This window comes from Cellulomonas phragmiteti (assembly GCF_016862775.1).
Taxonomy (GTDB): domain Bacteria; phylum Actinomycetota; class Actinomycetes; order Actinomycetales; family Cellulomonadaceae; genus Cellulomonas; species Cellulomonas phragmiteti.
Map to the genome: position 1 here is coordinate 1 of NZ_BONP01000013.1, position 15,996 is coordinate 15,996.

The window sequence follows — 15,996 nt, forward strand, 5'->3', positions numbered from 1 at the left end:
GTTGTTGCGTCTCGTGAGATTGGTGGCCCCGCCGAGGCAGTGTCACCGTCCCGGTGGTCAAGCGAGCACGAACAGCGCGATCGTCTGCGCCACGAGCGCCGGGCGCGGCGCCCCCTCGATCTCGACAGTCACGGTCGACGACACCCGCACACCCTGCGCCGTCGGCTCGGCGCTCTCGACCACCGTGCTCGCCCGCACACGCGACCCCGCGAGCACGGGCTGGAGGAACCGCACGCGGTCGAGCCCGTAGTTGACGACCATCGCGGTCCCACCCACGTCGAGCAGCCCGTCGGTCAGCGCGGGGAGCAGGGACAGCGTGAGGAATCCGTGCGCGACGGGCCCGCCGAACGGCGACTCGGCGGCGGCGCGTGCGGGGTCGACGTGGATCCACTGGTGGTCGTCGGTCGCGTCGGCGAACAGGTTCACGCGGTCCTGGTCGACGACGCGCCACTCCCCGGTGGCGGTCTGACCCACGGCATCGCCGAGGTCCGCGGGCGAGGTCACGGTGATGGTCATGCGCGCGGCCCTCCGGCGACGTAGAGCACCTGGCCGGACACGTACGACGCGTCTTCGGAGCAGAAGAACGCCACCGCGGCGGCGACGTCCTCGGGCTGGCCGACCCGGCGCACCGGGACATCCTTGGCTGCGGCGGCCAGCAGGTCGTCGTAGGGCATGCCGGTGCGCTCGGCGACGGCGCGCATCATGTCGGTCTCGATGAAGCCGGGCGCGACGGCGTTCACGGTGACGCCGAACGGCCCGAGCTCGATCGCGAGTGTCTTGGTGAGCCCCTGCATGCCGGCCTTGGCGGCGGCGTAGTTGGCCTGGCCGCGGTTGCCGAGCGCCGACGTGCTCGACAGGTTGACCACGCGCCCCCACCGGGCGGCGACCTGGTGCTGCTGGACGGCGCGGCTCACGAGGAACGCGCCGCGCAGGTGAACCGACAGCACCGCGTCCCAGTCGTCGGCCGTCATCTTGAACAGCAGGTTGTCGCGCAGGATGCCCGCGTTGTTGACGACGATCGTCGGCGGCCCCAGCTCGTCCGCGACGCGCGCGACCGCGGCCGTCACCGCGTCCTCGTCCGCCACGTCGGCGCCCAGCGCGAGCGCGGTCCCGCCGGCGTCCCGGATCGCGGCGGCGGTCGCCTCGGCGTCGGCCTCGCGCACGTCGAGGACGGCGACCTGGTGGCCGTCGGCGGCGAGCCGGCGGGCGGTCGCGGCGCCGATGCCCCGGGCGGCGCCGGTCACCAGGGCGGTACGAGGTGTTGTCACGGGGTGGTCCCTTCGTCGAACGTGAGGAGCTGACGGAGCTCGCCACCGGCCGCGAGGCGGTCCATGGCGGAGTCGAGGTCGTGCAGCGTGATGTGCGAGGACACGAGCCGTTCGAGCGGCAGCCGGCCGGCGCGCCACAGGTCGACGTACCGGGGGATGTCGCGCTCGGGCACGGCGGAGCCGAGGTAGGAGCCGACGACCGTGCGTGCTTCGGCGGTCAGCTTCAGGGGGGACAGTGCGGCTCGCGCGTCGGGGGAGGGGAGCCCGACGGTGACGGTCGTGCCACCGGGCGCGGTGGCGGCGAACGCGGTCTCGAGCGCGCGCGCGGACCCGGCGGCCTCGACGACGACGGGCGCGCGCAGCCCCCGCTCGGCCACCTCGGCCGGCGTGCACGCGACGCCCGCGCCGAGGTCCCGCGCGGTGGCGAGCTTGTCCGGCACCGTGTCGACGCCGATCACGTCGTGCCCCAGCGCGACGGCGACGAGCAGCGCGGCCATCCCCACGCCTCCGAGCCCGACGACGACCACGGGCTCGCCGGGCCGCGGCCGGCCGGCGTTGACGACCGCCCCGCCGCCGGTGAGCACCGCGCAGCCGAGCAGCGCCGCGACCTGCGGCGGGACGTCGGGATCCACGCGCACGAGCGAGGTGCGGCTGACGACGGCGTGCGTCGCGAACCCCGAGACGCCGAGGTGGTGGTGTACCGGTGCGCCGTCCCGGTGCAGGCGGGTGCCGCCGCCGACCAGGGCCCCGGCCGCGTTCGCCGCGCTGCCGGGCACGCAGGGCAGGCGTCCGTCGGTGGCGCAGCCGGGGCAGTCGCCGCACCGGGGCAGGAACGTGAGGACGACGCGGTCGCCCGGCGACAGGTCCGTCACCCCGGCGCCGAGCGCGGTGACGATCCCGGCGGCCTCGTGCCCGAGCAGCATGGGCGTAGGGCGGACGCGGTTGCCGTCGACGACGGACAGGTCGGAGTGGCACACGCCCGCGGCCTCGATGCGGACGAGCACCTCGCCCGGGCCAGGGTCGTCGAGCTCGAGCCGCGAGACCGTGAAAGGCCGCGACGCGGCGAAGGGTGCCGGGCTGCCCGACCGTTCGAGCACCGCCCCGACGATCTCCATGCGACCCTCCCGCCGACGCCATTGACTGCGCGGCTCACCCTACCTGGCATACCGACCGACCGGTATGTCGAGAGTGTTGACCTCGGCCCCGGGCCGCTGACAGGGTCACGTCCGGTTCGCCACTCGTCCAGCACCCGGAGGGCACGATGAACGACTCGCCGGTCGGGCGCGTCGTCCGACGGTCCGCGGTCGCCGCCCTCGCGGCGGTGGCGGTCGTCCTCGGGGCGCTGTCCGCGTCGTCCCTCGCGGCACCCGACGCGCGGCCGGACAAGCACGCAGCGGCGAGATCGGCCTCGGCGTCCCCGACCACCCCGACGCCCACCCGCACGCCCGCACCCACCAGCACCCCGACGCCCACCCCGGAACCGACGCCGGCGGCGGCCCCGGAGGCGTCACCGAGCCCTGCCGCACCCGCCGCGCCGGCGACCCTGGGTGACCCGGTCACCGGCGTCGCCACCTACTACACGGCCGCCGGGTCCGGCGGGGCGTGCATGCCCCTGACCTTCCCCGCTAACGGCTACACGGCCGCCGCCGGCCCCGCGCTGTTCGACGATGGCCGCGCCTGCGGGTCGTGGGTCGAGGTGACGGGTGCGCGCGGCACGGTGCTGGTGAAGATCGACAACCTCTGCCCCGAGTGCGAGCCGGGCCACCTGGACCTCAGCGCCGAGGCGTTCGCCGCGGTCGACGACCCGGTGAAGGGCGTCGTCCCGATCGTCTCCCGCGTGGTGCGGAACCCCCCGGTCACCGGCGGCCTGGACGTCAAGGTCAAGGACGGGTCCTCGCAGTGGTGGCTGGGGCTGCACCTCGACAACGTGGGCAACGCCGTGGCCTTGGTCGAGGTCGCCGACGGCGACGGGGCGTTCCGTCCCCTCACCCGGCAGTTCTGGGGGTGGACCCTGGAGAGCAGCCCGGGTGCCGGTCCGTACCGCGTCCGCGTCACCGACGTCCACGGGCAGTCCGCCGTCGCCGACGGCATCACGCTGACCCCGGGCGTGCTGCAGTCCACCGCGGCACGTCTGTACTGACAGCGGCGACCAGCCGTCGCGGTCGACGACGACGGCGCCTCACGCGCGCAGCCCGGACCGGATCCCCTTCAGCTCTGCGCGCCCGAGGCCTCGTCCGCCGGAGTGCTGACCCGGACCTCGTCGAGCCGCACCTCGACGCCGCCGCGCAACGTGCCGTGCACCTCGGCGATCGCGTCGACGTGCGCGACGAGCGCGCGCACGTCCTCCTCGGGCGCCGGCGACACGACGGCGACGCGGTACGACACGTCCCGCGCTGGTGCGCCGGGGGCGTCGAACCACCCGGAGACCTGGACGTCGACCGCGGTCACAGGCAGGGACCGGGCGGCCGCCTCGCGGTAGACGTCGTTGATGGCGCACGTCGCCAGCGCGAGGAAGAGGAGCTCGCCGCCGCTGACGGCCGAGCCTGGTGCACCCTCGCGCGCGGGGACGTCGAGCGTCCGGTGCGACCCACCCGCGGTGACCTCGACCTGGTGGGTTCCGAACGAGCTCCGGACCGAGGCGGTGTACTCCACGTGGTCTGCCTCCTGCGTCGTCGACCGGGCCGGGCTCCGTCCGGAAGTCTCGTGCGCGCGCCGCCTGACGTCCAGAGGGCGGCCCCCGCATCGCCAGGCGTCCTGACCCGCGCGTCAACGCCCGATCCGCCGGATCCGATCGATCACTTGCGTGATCGGAAAGTCACAGTACAGTTGCCGACATGGAAACTCACTCTGCCGCCCCTGACCCCCAGCGGGCGGGCGAGCTGCTCGCGGACCTGGCGGGCGACCGATCGACGCTCGCGCGGCACGCCACGACGCCGTCCTGGTACGTGCCCACGGTCGCTGCGCTCACCGCCGCGTATGTCGCGGTCCCGCTGCTCGGCGAGGACCGCACGCCGACCGTCTCGATGATCGGCGGAGCCCTCCTCGTGCTGGCCGTGCTCGTCCAGCAGCGCCGGCGCGTCCGGCTGCCGGGCGCCGGCGTGGCGGGCGCCGGGCTCGTCGTCACGCTGCTCGCCGTCGTGCTCCTGCTGCTCAGCGTCTCGTTCGGGCTCGTCGCGGGCGGTCTGCACGTGTGGGTGGCGCTGCCCGTCCTGGCCGCCGGGGCGGTGGCGTACGCGCTGCTGCGCCGGCTCGACGCGGCCGGACGCCGGGCCGTCGACCGTGTCCGCTGACGGTTCGGTGGCGGACGACGTCGCACCCGACGCCGCGCCCCGGTTCGACGAGGTCATCCACGCGCCCGTCCGGCTGCGGGTGTGCGGGCTGCTCGCGGCGGCGGAGCAGGTCGAGTTCTCGGTCGTCCGCGATGCGCTCAAGGTCTCCGACGCCACCCTGTCCAAGCACCTCAAGGTGCTCGCGGAGGCTGGGTTCGTGGACGTCCGCAAGGCGGCGTCCGCGCACCGGTCGGACGCACGCCGGCTGACCTGGCTCCGGCTCACGGACGAGGGCCGGCGTGCCTTCTCGGCGCACGTCGCCGAGCTGCGGGCCATCGCCCAGGGTGTCGTCGGCTGAGGCCACGGGAGCGGCCGGGACCGGGGCGGGGTCAGCCGCGCCGACGGGCAGGGCGGCAACGCGCACGGCGCCTCAGGCGGGCGCCGCCCGCAGCAGCCGTCGCACCGCGATCATCGCGCCCGACAGCACGGCCGGGATGCCGCCGCCCGGGTGCACGGACGCCCCGACCCGCCACAGCCAGGGCCGCCACGGGTCGTTGTACGACGGGCGGTGGAGCGGCCCGCTCAGCCACGGCGGACGGGCCGCGCCGTACAGCGCGCCGTGCGGCTCGCCGAAGGTGCCGTAGTGCCGCGGATCGAGCACGACGTGCTCGTCGAGGTGGTCGGTCAGCGGGGCGTCGAGGCCGAGGGCGGTCGAGATCCGCTCGACCTCGCGGCGGACGAACGGGTGGTCCAGGGTGTAGCGCCCGCCGTCGGCCGGGGCGGTGAGCAGGAGGCCGACGGTGCTGCGCCGGTTCGGGTGGACCTCGCCCGGGCGGCCCAGGTTGACGAACGCCATGGTGTCGGCCGGCTCGTCGCCCGCCTCGAGGCTGCGGTACAGGGCGTCGGGCCGTGTCGGCAGCACGACGCTGTGCGCGGCGAGGCTCGCGGGCAGCTCCTCGCGCAGCACCCCGTACACCGCGACCGCCGAGCACGAGAGCGAGCGTCGACGGCCGCGCGCCCGCGCCGGGCCGACCAGCGGCGCCAGGCGGTCGGCGTCCAGGGCGCTCACGACGAGGTCGGCGGGGTGCTGCGCCAGGGTGGTGGTGACCCGGCCCCGCTCGATGCGCGTGACGGTCTCGCCGCGGCACACGTCCACGCCGGCCGCCTCGGCCAGCCGGGCGAGCGCCAGCACGATCTCGTGCACCCCGCCCCGCGGCGCCCAGACGCCGGTCTCGGCCATGATCGCCGGCATGCTGGCGTAGAGCGCGGGGGTGCGCGAGGGCGAGACGCCCGCGTTGAGCGTGTGGATCGCGAGGATGTCGCGCAGGCCCTCGGGCAGCCAGGTGAGCCCGTCGAGGTAGGCGCGGGTGGTCAGGCGCGACCCGTACACGCCGAGCAGTCGCCGCGGCGCCGGGAGCGACGCCAGCTCGAGGGGATCGGTGAGCAGCAGGGCCGCCACGTCGTCCGCGAGCGGTGCGTGCAGGTCGCAGAAACGGCGCCAGGCCGGGTACCAGGGGTGGTCGTGCGCGACGGGCAGGACGGTCTCCTCGCCCCGGTAGTAGTACCGGCCGACCTCGGGCATCCGCACGAGGTCGAGCCGGCCGCTCCCGGAGTCCGTCCCGGCGTCGTCGCCGAGCCGCCGCAGGAGCTCGTCCCAGACCGCCGGGAACGTCACCAGCGACGGCCCGGTGTCGATCCGCTCGCCGCCCAGCACCACCCGGCGGCTCTTGCCCCCCAGCTCGCCCGACGCCTCGAGCAGCGTCACCCGGTGCCCGGCCCGCGCGAGCAGCGCGGCGGCGGCGAGCCCGCCGAGCCCGCCGCCGACGACGACGACGCGCTTCACGCGTGCCACCCGGCCGGTCGTGCGGCGCTCACGGGTAGCGCCCGAAGAAGATGCCGACGACGAGCAGCACGCCGGCGACGGACCCCGCGAGGTACGGGTAGGCGACCGACAACGGGTAGAGGCGGTGGCCGGTCCCGGGCGTCGGGTCGCGCAGGAGCCGGACGACGAGGACGCCGGCGATGAGGAGGCTCACCACCGCCACGGGCACGCTGACCTGGGCGAAGAGTGCCGACGACAGCACCCACCAGGCGCCGCTCCACAGCGCCACGCCCCGCGGCCCCAGCCGCACCGCGGTCGTCGTGATGCCCGCCTCGCGGTCCTCGACGATGTCCTGCACCGCGTCGAACGCGTGCTTGGCGACGCTCCACGTCATGAGCCCGACGGCCGCGGGCCACACGGGCGCGACACCCAGCGCGAGCGGCATGATGACCAGCGGCAGCGCGTACGCGGCGTTGCTGAGCGAGTCGACGAACGGCACGGCCTTGAACCGCAGCGGCGTCGCGGAGTAGAAGACGAACACGAACGCGTACAGCAGGATCGCCCCGATCGCCGCTGGCGGCAGGGCCAGCGCGAAGTAGACGAGGAACGGGAGGTTGACCACGGCGACGGCCCAGGCGATCAGCTGGACCTCCGACGGGCTGATCCGCGCGCCCTCGAGCGAGCCCTTGCGAGGGTTGGCCGCGTCCGTCTCCTGGTCGTAGATGTCATTGACGCCGTAGATCAGCAGGTTGAAGGGCAGGGTCAGCCACAGCAGGACGGGCAGGGCGCGCACGTCCATGAGGGCGCCGGTGAGCCAGACGCCCACGACGCCGGTGCCGATGGTGTTGATCCACAGGACGGGGCGCGAGATGTGCACGAGCCGCCCGACCACCGAGCCGGTCCGGGCGTGCGGGGTCGGGCCGAGCTCGCGCATGCCGTCACTCCTCGCGCTCGTCCCGTCCGACCCCGGCCGGGGCGACCGGCCGCCCGTCGGATGCCGACCTGGCGGCTGAATATAACCCGGCCCTCGGCGCCCCGCCCGGTCGGGTGGCACGGGGCCGGCCGGGCCGGAGGCGGCAGGTCGGTGGGCGTGACGGGGGCAGACTGGGCGGGTGCGGATGATGCTGCTGACGGCCGGGTCCCGGGGCGACGTCGAGCCGTTCCTGGCCCTGGCCCGGCACGCCGCCGCGCAGGGCCACGAGGTCCGGCTGGGGCTGCCCGACGACGTCGGCACGCCGCCCGGGGTGGACACCGTCGGCCTCGACGTGGACTTCCGCCGGCTGCTCGCAGCGCCGGACCGCACGCCGTGGGGGATCGCGCGCCACCTGCGGGGGGAGGTGCGGCCCGCGATGCGGCGGATGCTCGCCGCCGCGGTGGAGGCGACCGTGGCGTTCGCGCCGGAGGTCGTGGTGCACCACCCGCTGATCCTGTCCGCCCCCATGGCGGCGGACGCGCTGGGCGTGCCCCGGGTGCTCGTGGAGCTCGCGCCCGTCGCGACGCCGTCGAGCCAGTTCCCGGCCGCGGGCGGCCCGACCGCCACCCGTGACCTGGGCCGCCACAACCGGGCCACGTACGCCGTCCCGCGCGCCGCCGCACGGGTCTTCGACGCCGACGTCGCCCGGGCCGCGGCGCGGCTCCCGGGCGGTCGCCGTCCGGCGTCGCGGACGCCGTCGCGGGCGACGCTCATGGCCGTGAGCCCGCAGCTGCTGCCGCGGCCGCGGGACTGGCCGCCGCACGTCCACCTCACCGGGTCGTGGCACGGCGCGTCGCGCACGGCACCGGTCGACGCCGTCGTGGCGGAGTTCGTGCACGGCGGCGGGCACGTCGTCGCGTCCTTCGGCTCCATGGCCGTCGGGGGCGCCGAGGCCCGCGCGCGGGCGGTCGTCACGGGCGCGCGGGCCCACGGCCTGCGCGTGCTCCTGCTCACCGGGTGGGGCGGGCTGGCGCTGCCCGACGACTGCCGCGGCCCCGACGTGCTGGCGGTGCCGTCCGCGCCGTTCGACACCGTGCTGCCGGGAGCCGCGCTGGCCGTGCACCACGGCGGCGCCGGTACCACGCACGACGTCGCCCGGGCGGGCGTCCCCGCGGTCGTCGTGCCGGTCACCGCGGACCAGCCGTTCTGGGGCGCCCAGCTGCACCGGCGGGGCGTCGCCGCGCGCCCGGTCCCGGTCCGGCGGCTGACGGCCGAGGTCCTCACGCGCGCGATCACCGACGCCCTCGCCTGCCAGGAGCGGGCTGCCGAGGTCGGTGCGGCGATGCGTCAGGAGGACGGCCTGGGGGCCGCGCTCGACGTGCTCGCGTCGCTGTGACGACACCCCGGGAGCCGACGGCTGCCGTCCGCCGCCACCGGGGCCGGCGTCGACGCGCGTGCGGGGGACCGGCCGCGTAGCGTCGAGGCCATGCGCAAGGGTCAGAAGGTGCACTGGAACACCTCGCAGGGCCGCACGGTGGGCACCACCGTCGAGCGCCGGACCAGCGACTTCACCTTCGAGGGCCAGCAGTTCCGGGCGTCGGACGACGAGCCGTACTGGATCGTCGAGTCGGAGAAGACGGGCGCCCGGGCCGCCCACAAGGAGTCGAGCCTCACCGTGGCGTGACCGCCCCACCCCGAGTCGACGGATCCCGCCAACGACCTCGTCGTCGGCGTCACGACCCCGGCGGCTCCGAGCCGGCCGTGGCGACGTCGGGACGAGCGCGGGGCCGTCCCGACAGCCAGACGTACACGCCGGCGGTGACGAGCACGCCGGTGGCGACGAGGACCCACCACGGGAAGGTCGGGATCTCCGGGCTCTCACCGGCGCCGTCGAGATCGTCCTGCGGCGTGGGGATGACGCGCTCGCCCGTGACCAGGATGCGGTGGCTGTTCACGCCGAGAGGGGTGCAGGTCACGAGGGTCACCAGGTCCCGCCCCTCGACCGGGAACAGGCTCTCGCCGTCCGTGGGCTCGACGACGCGGGTGTCGATGACGCGGTAGGTCAGGACCTCCCCGAACACCTCGAGGACGAAGGTGTCCTTCACCTTCACCCGGTCGAGGTGCGTGAACAGCTCCGCGGTCGCCAGGCCGCGATGGGCCGTCAGGACGGAGCGGGTGGAGGCCCCGCCCACCGGCAGGGCGGTGCCCTCGAGGTGCCCGACGCCGTGCTCGAGCACGGGCCCGCTCGTGCCGTGCGAGACGGGCAGGTCGACGTTGATCGCCGGGATCTTGAGGCGGGCCATCAGGCCGGTCCGGTCGGCGCGCAGGATGCTCTCGTACTCGCCCGCCTGGTCCGGCTCGTCGGCCACCGGCAGGCGCCCGTTCGCGACGACGCTCGCCCCTCCGCCGACGAGGTCCTCGTTGTACCTGCGGGCGCGGTCGAGCTCGTCCTGCAGGGTCGCCGAGCCGAGGTCGGCGACGTCCGCGTTCAGGTCGTCGATGCGCTGCGACTGCTCGTACTGGCTGAACCAGGACACGATGGTGGGAAACATCAGCAGGCCGGCGCCCAGCACGGCGATCACGGCGATGAGGAGCGAGATCCACGGCATGCGCCATCGCTCTTCCGTGCCCTTTGTCCGGCGTGTGCGGCTCGTCGTCCCGCGCATGTCCGGGGACGACGAAGGCGGGGGCCCCGAAAGGCGCCCCGCCTTCGTCCTCATCACGTCGGACTACGCGGACGCGAGCTCGGCGGCCTGACGCCGACGAGCCACGAGGAACGCGGCACCGAGGGCGATCGCCAGGAGCGCACCGCCACCGATCCCGAACCACAGACCACCGTCGCCACCCGTGTACGGCAGCAGGAAGTTCGCCGCCGAGACCTGGGTGTGGTTGAACTCGACGTAGTTCTGCACCGGCGCGACCGTGGACGTCAGACCTGCGACGACGACGGTCTGGACCGGGTTGGTCTGCGGCAGGTTGAAGCCGGCGGGCGGGGTGATCTCACGCACGTAGTAGTTGCCGGGCGTGATGATGGGGATCGCGACGAACCCGGTGGCGTCGGTCGTCCAGCTGGACGTGCCGTTGACCGAGACCGGGTTCTGCTGGTTGTTCGCGTCGTTCTGGTTCAGGTACACCTGGTAGACCGCACCGGCCAGCGGGGTGCGCGGGCCGCCGGTGTTGCTCTCGAACGCGAACACCGTCAGCTGACCGATCGGGCTGGAGCCCGTCACCGTCTCCGTCGCGCCGTTGACGTTGGCCGTCGCCGTGTTGGTGATCACGCCGTTCGGCGGGATCGACACGGCACGGGTCAGCACGTTGAACGACACCAGGCCCCCCTGCAGACCGGTGAGCCGGGTCAGGCCCGCGGTGGTGAAGGTGAGCACCGAGGTCGCCTGCGTCGTCGACGTCGCGGCCGTGTTCGTGATCGTGTAGTCCACGCCCTCGACGAAGCTCTGCGCCACGCCTCCGGAGTTCGTCACCGTGACGGTCGACGGCGAGACACCCACGGGCAGGGTGTCGGGGAACACCAGCGCGTCCGGGACGGTGTCGGTGAGGGTGAACGTGCTGATCGTGTCACCCGCGGCGAGCGTCGGGATGCTCGCGGCGATCGACCAGCGGATGAGGTCGGGGTTGCGCGCCTCCGCGGAGTTCGCGGGAGCGGGGACACGCGTCTTCGTCGTCTCGGTGACGGCGTTCTTCGGGTAGACGTGCACGTCGTAGATCCACTGGTTCGCCGGGGCGCCGACGGGGCCCGTCGGCAGCGGCAGCGAGACGAGGAACGGCGCCGTCGGGTTGGTGGCGTCCGCGGGCAGGACCGTCTCCTGCACGTAGTACAGGCCGAGCGGCATGCCGGTCGGGAAGGTCGCGGTGCCGTTCGCCGCCGACGGGGTCGACGTGAAGGGCGTGCCGGTCAGCCGCGTCGACGCCGTCTGCGGGGTCAGGTTGTTCGCGATCGTCCAGCCCTCGGGCGTGGTGAGGTCGACCCCGGCGACCTGCGTCGCGGTGAAGACGGCACCGGGCAGCGGCGTGCCGAGGCCGGCGGTGGAGGGGAGCTCCTGACCCGTGCCGGCGACCTGGCCGTTGGCCGGACCCAGCGCGAACTTGTGCACCGTGAGGCTGCGCGGCTGGTCGGGGTCGATGTTGCCGGGCAGGGTGACCCCCTGCGCGGGGGCGACGGCGACCATCGCCGCACCGGCGGCCAGGACGAAGGCGCCGATCGCGGCGGTGAACCACCTGGTGAAGGACCTGGACATGTGTGGCTCCTGTCATCGGTGAGAAGTGGTGCTACGTGGTGGTGGTCGGAAAGGAGTGCGTGGTCGGGAAGGAGTGGATGGTCGGAGAGGACGGGTGGTCGGGAGCGGGTCGGTCGTCAACGGGTCACGTCACGCTCCCTCCCCTGCGGCGACGTCGCTGCCAGACCGCGATCGCGATCGCGAGCACCAGCAGTGCCCGCCCGGCGGCGAGGAACGCGTCGCTGCTCGTCCCGCCGGTGAGCGGTAGCGCGGGTGGCAGGACGGGGGCGTTGACGAACCGGTAGACCGCGGTCTGCCCGGCCGCCGGGGCCGTGATGGTCGGAGAGGTCACCGGGGACCAGCTGCCGTCCGGCTGCCGCACCTCGAGGCGCAGCTGCTGGTAGGCGAGGCGCGTCCCGCTCTGCGCGAGCGCCTCGCTCAGGGTGTAGCCGTGCCCGGGCCGGACGGGGAACGTGCTGGCCGGGTTGCCGAGGGGCGCGAAGTCCGCGCCGCTCACGGTCGTCGCGGTCAACCCGGCCAGCGGGGCCGGTGTCGCCGTCAGGTTCCAGGTGGCGGGCACGAACCCCGTCGAGGGGCTCTGCACGTTCTTCAGCAGGGTCAGCGCGGCGGTCGCGTTCGTGACGGTGCAGGTCACGTCGGTCCCGCGGGCCAGGGTCACGTCCCCCGCGGCGGTGACGGTCACGGTGCTCCCGGACGTGGTGACGCACGCCCAGCCCCCGACCTGCACGTAGGTCGCGGGTCCGCCCGCCTCCGAGAGCCGGTAGGGGGTCTCGGCCGACACGGTCACCGCGGTGACGGCGCCGCTGCCGCCGGCGCCGCTGGGCCCCGGGAGTGCCGTGGCCAGGTTGCGCGTGGCGGCGAGCTGCCACTGCGACGGCGTCGCGGTCCCGAAGGAGACGTTCTTGACGAGCGAGAGCGTCGCGACCGGCCGGTTGGTGAAGACGCAGTCGACGGCGCCGCCCGGTGCGACGTCGACGTCGACCACGCCCCGGACCTGGGTGCCGACGGTCGTGACGGTGGTGGCCGCGGTCGTGCCGTTCACCGTGCACACCAGGCTCTGGTACCGGAACCCGGCCTGCGCCGTCTCGGCCACGGTCACGCGGCCGCGGTGGGACGCGGCACCGAAGAGCACCTGCCAGGTCGCGGACCCGTCCGCACCGGTGACCTGGGACGGGTCCCGCGCGGGCAGGACGGTCACGACGCTGCCGGCGTTGGCGGTCGCCGTGGTCGTCGTCGTCCACCCGGGGGTGGGCGTGCGGTTGGCGCCGCTCCAGTCCTCGACGACCTTGGTCACCCGCACGGTCGCGAACGGCGCCGGGGAGTTGGTGAAGGTGCACGCGACACCGACGCTCAGCCGGTTCGGGATCGTGATCGTGGCGGACTTGGTCGTCCCCGTGAAGATGCGGACGCCGTCCGCCCAGCACTCGTAGACGGAGGTGTAGGAGGTCAGCGGCGACACCGAGCCCGCGGCCATCGTCTCGGAGATCGTGACGGTCGTGTTGATCTGCACGGGGGTGGGTCCCACGCGCGCGGCCTGCACGCCCGTGGCCGACCCGCTCGTGGTCGCCACGGACGCCTCGACGAGCGGGGACCCGCTCGACAGCGCGAGCCGGAACTGGTCGGCGGCGTTCAGCCTGCCGGCGACGTTCTTCTCGAGGGAGATCGTCGACGGCGAGGCGCAGCCGGCGAGGTCGGTGGCGGTGTTCGGAGCCGTCGTGCCGATGGTGGCGCGCGGGCTGTTGGGGATGCGCACCCAGGTCACGGGGTCGAACTGGTACGCGGACGTCGCGTTGCCGAGGTAGACGGTGCCGGTCGGCGAGAAGGCCATGCCGTTGACCGCCGTCAGGGCGGCCCCCGCGTCCGTGCCGGCGAGCGCACGGCGGACGGTGGCGCTGGCCGGGATCGTGCCGCCCGACGCGGCGAGGAGCGACTCCCGGGTGACGCTGAACATGCCGACGCTGCTCGAGTCGGCCGCGGCCAGCACGATGTGCAGGTTGCCCTGCGCGTCGAAGGAGGCGTCGCCGTTCTCACCCGTCGCGGTGCCCGTCGTCACCTGTCCGAGGTAGAGGAACCGGCTGCCGTTGGTGAGGGCTGCCGGGGTGTACTCCCACAGCCGCACCGACCCGGTCGCCGACTTGCCCACGATCAGCCGGCCGTCGATGGGGTCGACCGCACCGGCGACGATCGTGCCGTCGAGCGCCGCGCCGGAGCGGTCGAGGAACGCGCCCTGGGCCGCGGTGAGGGCCGTGCGGGTGCCCTGCAGCGCGCCGCCGACGACCGTGTAGTTCACGACCCCGCTGGCGCTGACGGCGTTGGTCCCCGTGCGGTCGATGGCGACCGCGCGCGTGCCGTCGCCGTTCACGCCGAGCGCGTTGACGTCGGTCGCACCGGTCACGGCGCCGACGAGCTGCGCCGGCGCGGCGGTGCTCGTGGCGTTGACCTGGGCGATCGACCCGTTGGCGCGGACGGCGTAGTAGTAGGTGCCGTCGCAGAACAGCGACGCCGTCTGCGGGGTGTTCGTGAACGTGCAGACGATCTCGGCGCCCGCCTCGTCCGGGATGGTGATCGGACCGGAGACCGACGTGCCGGTGGCGATCGTGGTCGTGCCGCGCAGGCACTGGTAGCTCGTCGTGTAGGTGTTCAGCGTCGCCGCGGAGACGATGGTCTCCGAGATCGTGTAGACGCTCCCGCGGGTGACGTCGACGGGCCCGACCTGCGCGGCCTGCAGCCCGGTGGTGGCGCCGGTCGTGGTGGCGGTCGCGACCTCCGTCGCGCCGAGGCTCAGCGCCAGGCGGAACTGGTCGCCGACCGCGGCCCGGGCAGTCACGTTCTTCCGGATCGTGAGGCGGGCCGGGGCCTCGGCGACGAAGGTCGCGCTCTCCGGGGGCACGAGCACGGTGGTGACGTTGGCCGGGCCGTTGACGTAGGTCCCGGGGGCGGTCGCCACCACGTTCACGGTGACCGTGCAGCTCACCGCCCCGCTGGCGAGGTCACCCCCGGTGACGACGATCGAGGTCGCTCCCGCGGCGGCCTGCACGGTGAAGGCCGCCCCGGTGACGTTCGCGCACGTGCCGCCGACCGCCGGCGTCGGGGCGACGACGAGACCCGTGGGCAGGGCGTCGGTGAAGTTCCAGTCGGTCTTGGCCGCGAGCTCGCTCGTGTTCGTGACCGTGAACGTCAGGGTCGTCGGTGCGCCGGCCGTGCCGACGCCTGTGGCGAACGCCTTGTCGAGGCTCGGCGTCGCGTCGACGATCCGCAGGTTGTCGAACGCGAAGTCGTTGCCCTCGGCGGCGGAGACCTGGTTGCTCACCCGGATCCGCGCCTGCGCGGCCTGTGCGGGGGTGAGCCGGACCGCCCTGTCCGTGAAGAACCGCCCCGCGCGCACGGCGGTCTCGGAGCCGAACCCGCTCGTCAGGGCGGGCGAGGTGTAGCGCCCCCCGGTGACGTTGCAGGCGATGATCGGCGACGCGGTCAGGGGCGACGCCGTCCCGCCGACGACGAGCGCGACGTCGAGGCGCGAGTTGTTGTTGATCCCGAGGAACCGGGCGGAGCACGCGTCCTCGGCCACGTCGACGGACGCCGCGTAGTAGCGATCGGCCGTGGCGGTCAGGCCGACCGGCGCGGTCGACTCGACGACCGTCTGGTTGCCCGGCTCCAGGAGGCTCGTCATCGTCAGCCCGGCGACCGCCCGGTTGGCCTGGGACCCGGCGGCGCCCGACGTGGAGCCGTTGACCGGCGTGGTGTTGCTCGTGCTGCCGACGACCCCGAGGCGGAGCTGGCCCAGGACGTCGGCCAGGCGGCGCGTCTGGTTGCGGGGCACGACGTCGAGGGACGAGCCGCAGAAGCCGCTCGACGGGAACGTCGTCGTGTAGTTCACGATCACGCCGTTGCAGCCGGAGTAGTTCAGCCAGAAGGACGTCGCGGTGAACCGGCTCGAGGCGTAGGTGCCGAGTTGCGCCGGCGTCGTGCTCGGCTCGAAGTCCTCGAGCCAGAGCTGCGTGGGCGCCTCGGGGACTCCCGCCGCGAGGATCGACACGTCGGAGGGCGCCGCGAAGGCGGACGCGGCCTGCGGCGAGCTCGGTCCCGGCACGGGCTCCTCGGTGTCGGTCGGCCCGGGATCGCTCGGCTCGGTGTCGGTCGGTCCGGTGACGGTCGGCCCCAGGACGTCCGGCTCGGGACCGGTCGTCTCCGTGACCGGTGCGGTGGCGCTCGGTGGCGTCTGCTCGCCGTCCTGCGGCGCCGGCCGTGGGGTCGGCTCGGGGGTCGGGGCGGTCGTCGTGGGAGACGGGTCCGGAGACGACGACGCGGCGGGCTCGGGTGCGTCCGTGGGCGTGATGCTCGCGGCCGACGCGCCAGGGGCGGCGCCGTTCAATGCCAGGACGACGATTGTTGCGGTTGCTGCCGCGCCCATTCCGATACGGCGGACTGCATTGTGGCGCGCGCCGCCGGCTGAGCGAAAGATCACCTGCGG

Annotated in this window: 14 protein-coding genes; 5 read left to right on the plus strand and 9 right to left on the minus strand. The window is 74.4% G+C overall.

Annotation, left to right across the window (positions count from 1 at the left end):
• Positions 1-57: 57 nt before the first annotated feature.
• Genes Cph01nite_RS11655 through Cph01nite_RS11665 form a run of 3 tightly spaced genes read right to left on the minus strand, consistent with a single transcriptional unit; the run spans position 58 to position 2,383 of the window.
• Positions 58-516, minus strand: coding sequence for a MaoC family dehydratase (locus Cph01nite_RS11655; protein WP_203674342.1), 459 nt, complete (start codon positions 514-516; stop codon positions 58-60).
• Entirely contained in the window at positions 513-1,268 is a 756-nt protein-coding gene (fabG, locus tag Cph01nite_RS11660; RefSeq protein WP_203674344.1) for a 3-oxoacyl-ACP reductase FabG, read from the minus strand. The genes Cph01nite_RS11655 and fabG overlap by 4 nt, the downstream gene beginning before the upstream one ends.
• The gene (locus tag Cph01nite_RS11665) at positions 1,265-2,383 is read right to left on the minus strand and encodes an alcohol dehydrogenase catalytic domain-containing protein (RefSeq protein ID WP_203674346.1); all 1,119 of its coding nucleotides are present in this window, start codon (positions 2,381-2,383) and stop codon (positions 1,265-1,267) included. Before Cph01nite_RS11665 ends, fabG begins: the two co-directional genes overlap by 4 nt.
• 146 nt (positions 2,384-2,529) lie before the next feature.
• Here Cph01nite_RS11665 and Cph01nite_RS11670 point away from each other — a divergent pair, with 146 nt between their 5' ends.
• Positions 2,530-3,408 carry an expansin EXLX1 family cellulose-binding protein gene (locus tag Cph01nite_RS11670; protein ID WP_203674348.1) on the plus strand — a complete coding sequence of 293 codons (879 nt, stop codon included), beginning with the start codon at positions 2,530-2,532 and terminating at the stop codon, positions 3,406-3,408.
• A 68-nt stretch (positions 3,409-3,476) separates the two neighbouring features.
• Here Cph01nite_RS11670 and Cph01nite_RS11675 read toward each other — a convergent pair whose 3' ends face one another.
• A complete protein-coding gene (locus Cph01nite_RS11675; RefSeq protein ID WP_203674350.1) occupies positions 3,477-3,920 on the minus strand; it encodes an OsmC family protein in 444 nt (147 codons plus the stop codon).
• 182 nt (positions 3,921-4,102) lie between these two features.
• On the opposite strand from Cph01nite_RS11675, the gene Cph01nite_RS11680 reads away from it, so the two are divergent.
• Entirely contained in the window at positions 4,103-4,558 is a 456-nt protein-coding gene (locus Cph01nite_RS11680) for a hypothetical protein (protein WP_203674352.1), read from the plus strand.
• A gap of 7 nt (positions 4,559-4,565) precedes the next feature.
• On the plus strand, positions 4,566-4,895 hold the full coding sequence (locus Cph01nite_RS11685) for a transcriptional regulator (protein WP_203674354.1): 330 nt from the start codon (positions 4,566-4,568) through the stop codon (positions 4,893-4,895).
• A 72-nt stretch (positions 4,896-4,967) separates the two neighbouring features.
• On the opposite strand, the gene Cph01nite_RS11690 is transcribed toward Cph01nite_RS11685, so the two are convergent.
• Both Cph01nite_RS11690 and Cph01nite_RS11695 read right to left on the minus strand, forming a co-directional pair.
• Entirely contained in the window at positions 4,968-6,380 is a 1,413-nt protein-coding gene (locus tag Cph01nite_RS11690) for a phytoene desaturase family protein (RefSeq protein ID WP_203674355.1), read from the minus strand.
• Between the two features lie 28 nt (positions 6,381-6,408).
• Positions 6,409-7,293 carry a UbiA family prenyltransferase gene (locus tag Cph01nite_RS11695; RefSeq protein WP_203674357.1) on the minus strand — a complete coding sequence of 295 codons (885 nt, stop codon included), beginning with the start codon at positions 7,291-7,293 and terminating at the stop codon, positions 6,409-6,411.
• 184 nt (positions 7,294-7,477) lie between these two features.
• Between Cph01nite_RS11695 and Cph01nite_RS11700 the strand changes: the two genes are divergently transcribed.
• Both Cph01nite_RS11700 and Cph01nite_RS11705 read left to right on the plus strand, forming a co-directional pair.
• Positions 7,478-8,668, plus strand: a complete 1,191-nt coding sequence (locus Cph01nite_RS11700; RefSeq protein WP_239069226.1) for a glycosyltransferase — start codon at positions 7,478-7,480, stop codon at positions 8,666-8,668.
• Positions 8,669-8,758: 90 nt separating this feature from the next.
• Positions 8,759-8,956 carry a hypervirulence associated TUDOR domain-containing protein gene (locus Cph01nite_RS11705; RefSeq protein ID WP_203674361.1) on the plus strand — a complete coding sequence of 66 codons (198 nt, stop codon included), beginning with the start codon at positions 8,759-8,761 and terminating at the stop codon, positions 8,954-8,956.
• 49 nt (positions 8,957-9,005) lie between these two features.
• On the opposite strand, the gene Cph01nite_RS11710 is transcribed toward Cph01nite_RS11705, so the two are convergent.
• The 3 genes from Cph01nite_RS11710 to Cph01nite_RS11720 all read right to left on the minus strand — a co-directional run bounded on the left by Cph01nite_RS11710 (position 9,006) and on the right by Cph01nite_RS11720 (position 15,936).
• Positions 9,006-9,881: a class C sortase gene (locus Cph01nite_RS11710; protein ID WP_203674363.1), complete on the minus strand. Its 876-nt coding sequence runs from the start codon at positions 9,879-9,881 to the stop codon at positions 9,006-9,008.
• A 120-nt stretch (positions 9,882-10,001) separates the two neighbouring features.
• Positions 10,002-11,525, minus strand: coding sequence for a SpaH/EbpB family LPXTG-anchored major pilin (locus Cph01nite_RS11715; protein WP_203674365.1), 1,524 nt, complete (start codon positions 11,523-11,525; stop codon positions 10,002-10,004).
• A 124-nt stretch (positions 11,526-11,649) separates the two neighbouring features.
• Positions 11,650-15,936, minus strand: a complete 4,287-nt coding sequence (locus Cph01nite_RS11720; RefSeq protein WP_203674367.1) for a DUF7933 domain-containing protein — start codon at positions 15,934-15,936, stop codon at positions 11,650-11,652.
• Between the last annotated feature and the right edge of the window lie 60 nt (positions 15,937-15,996).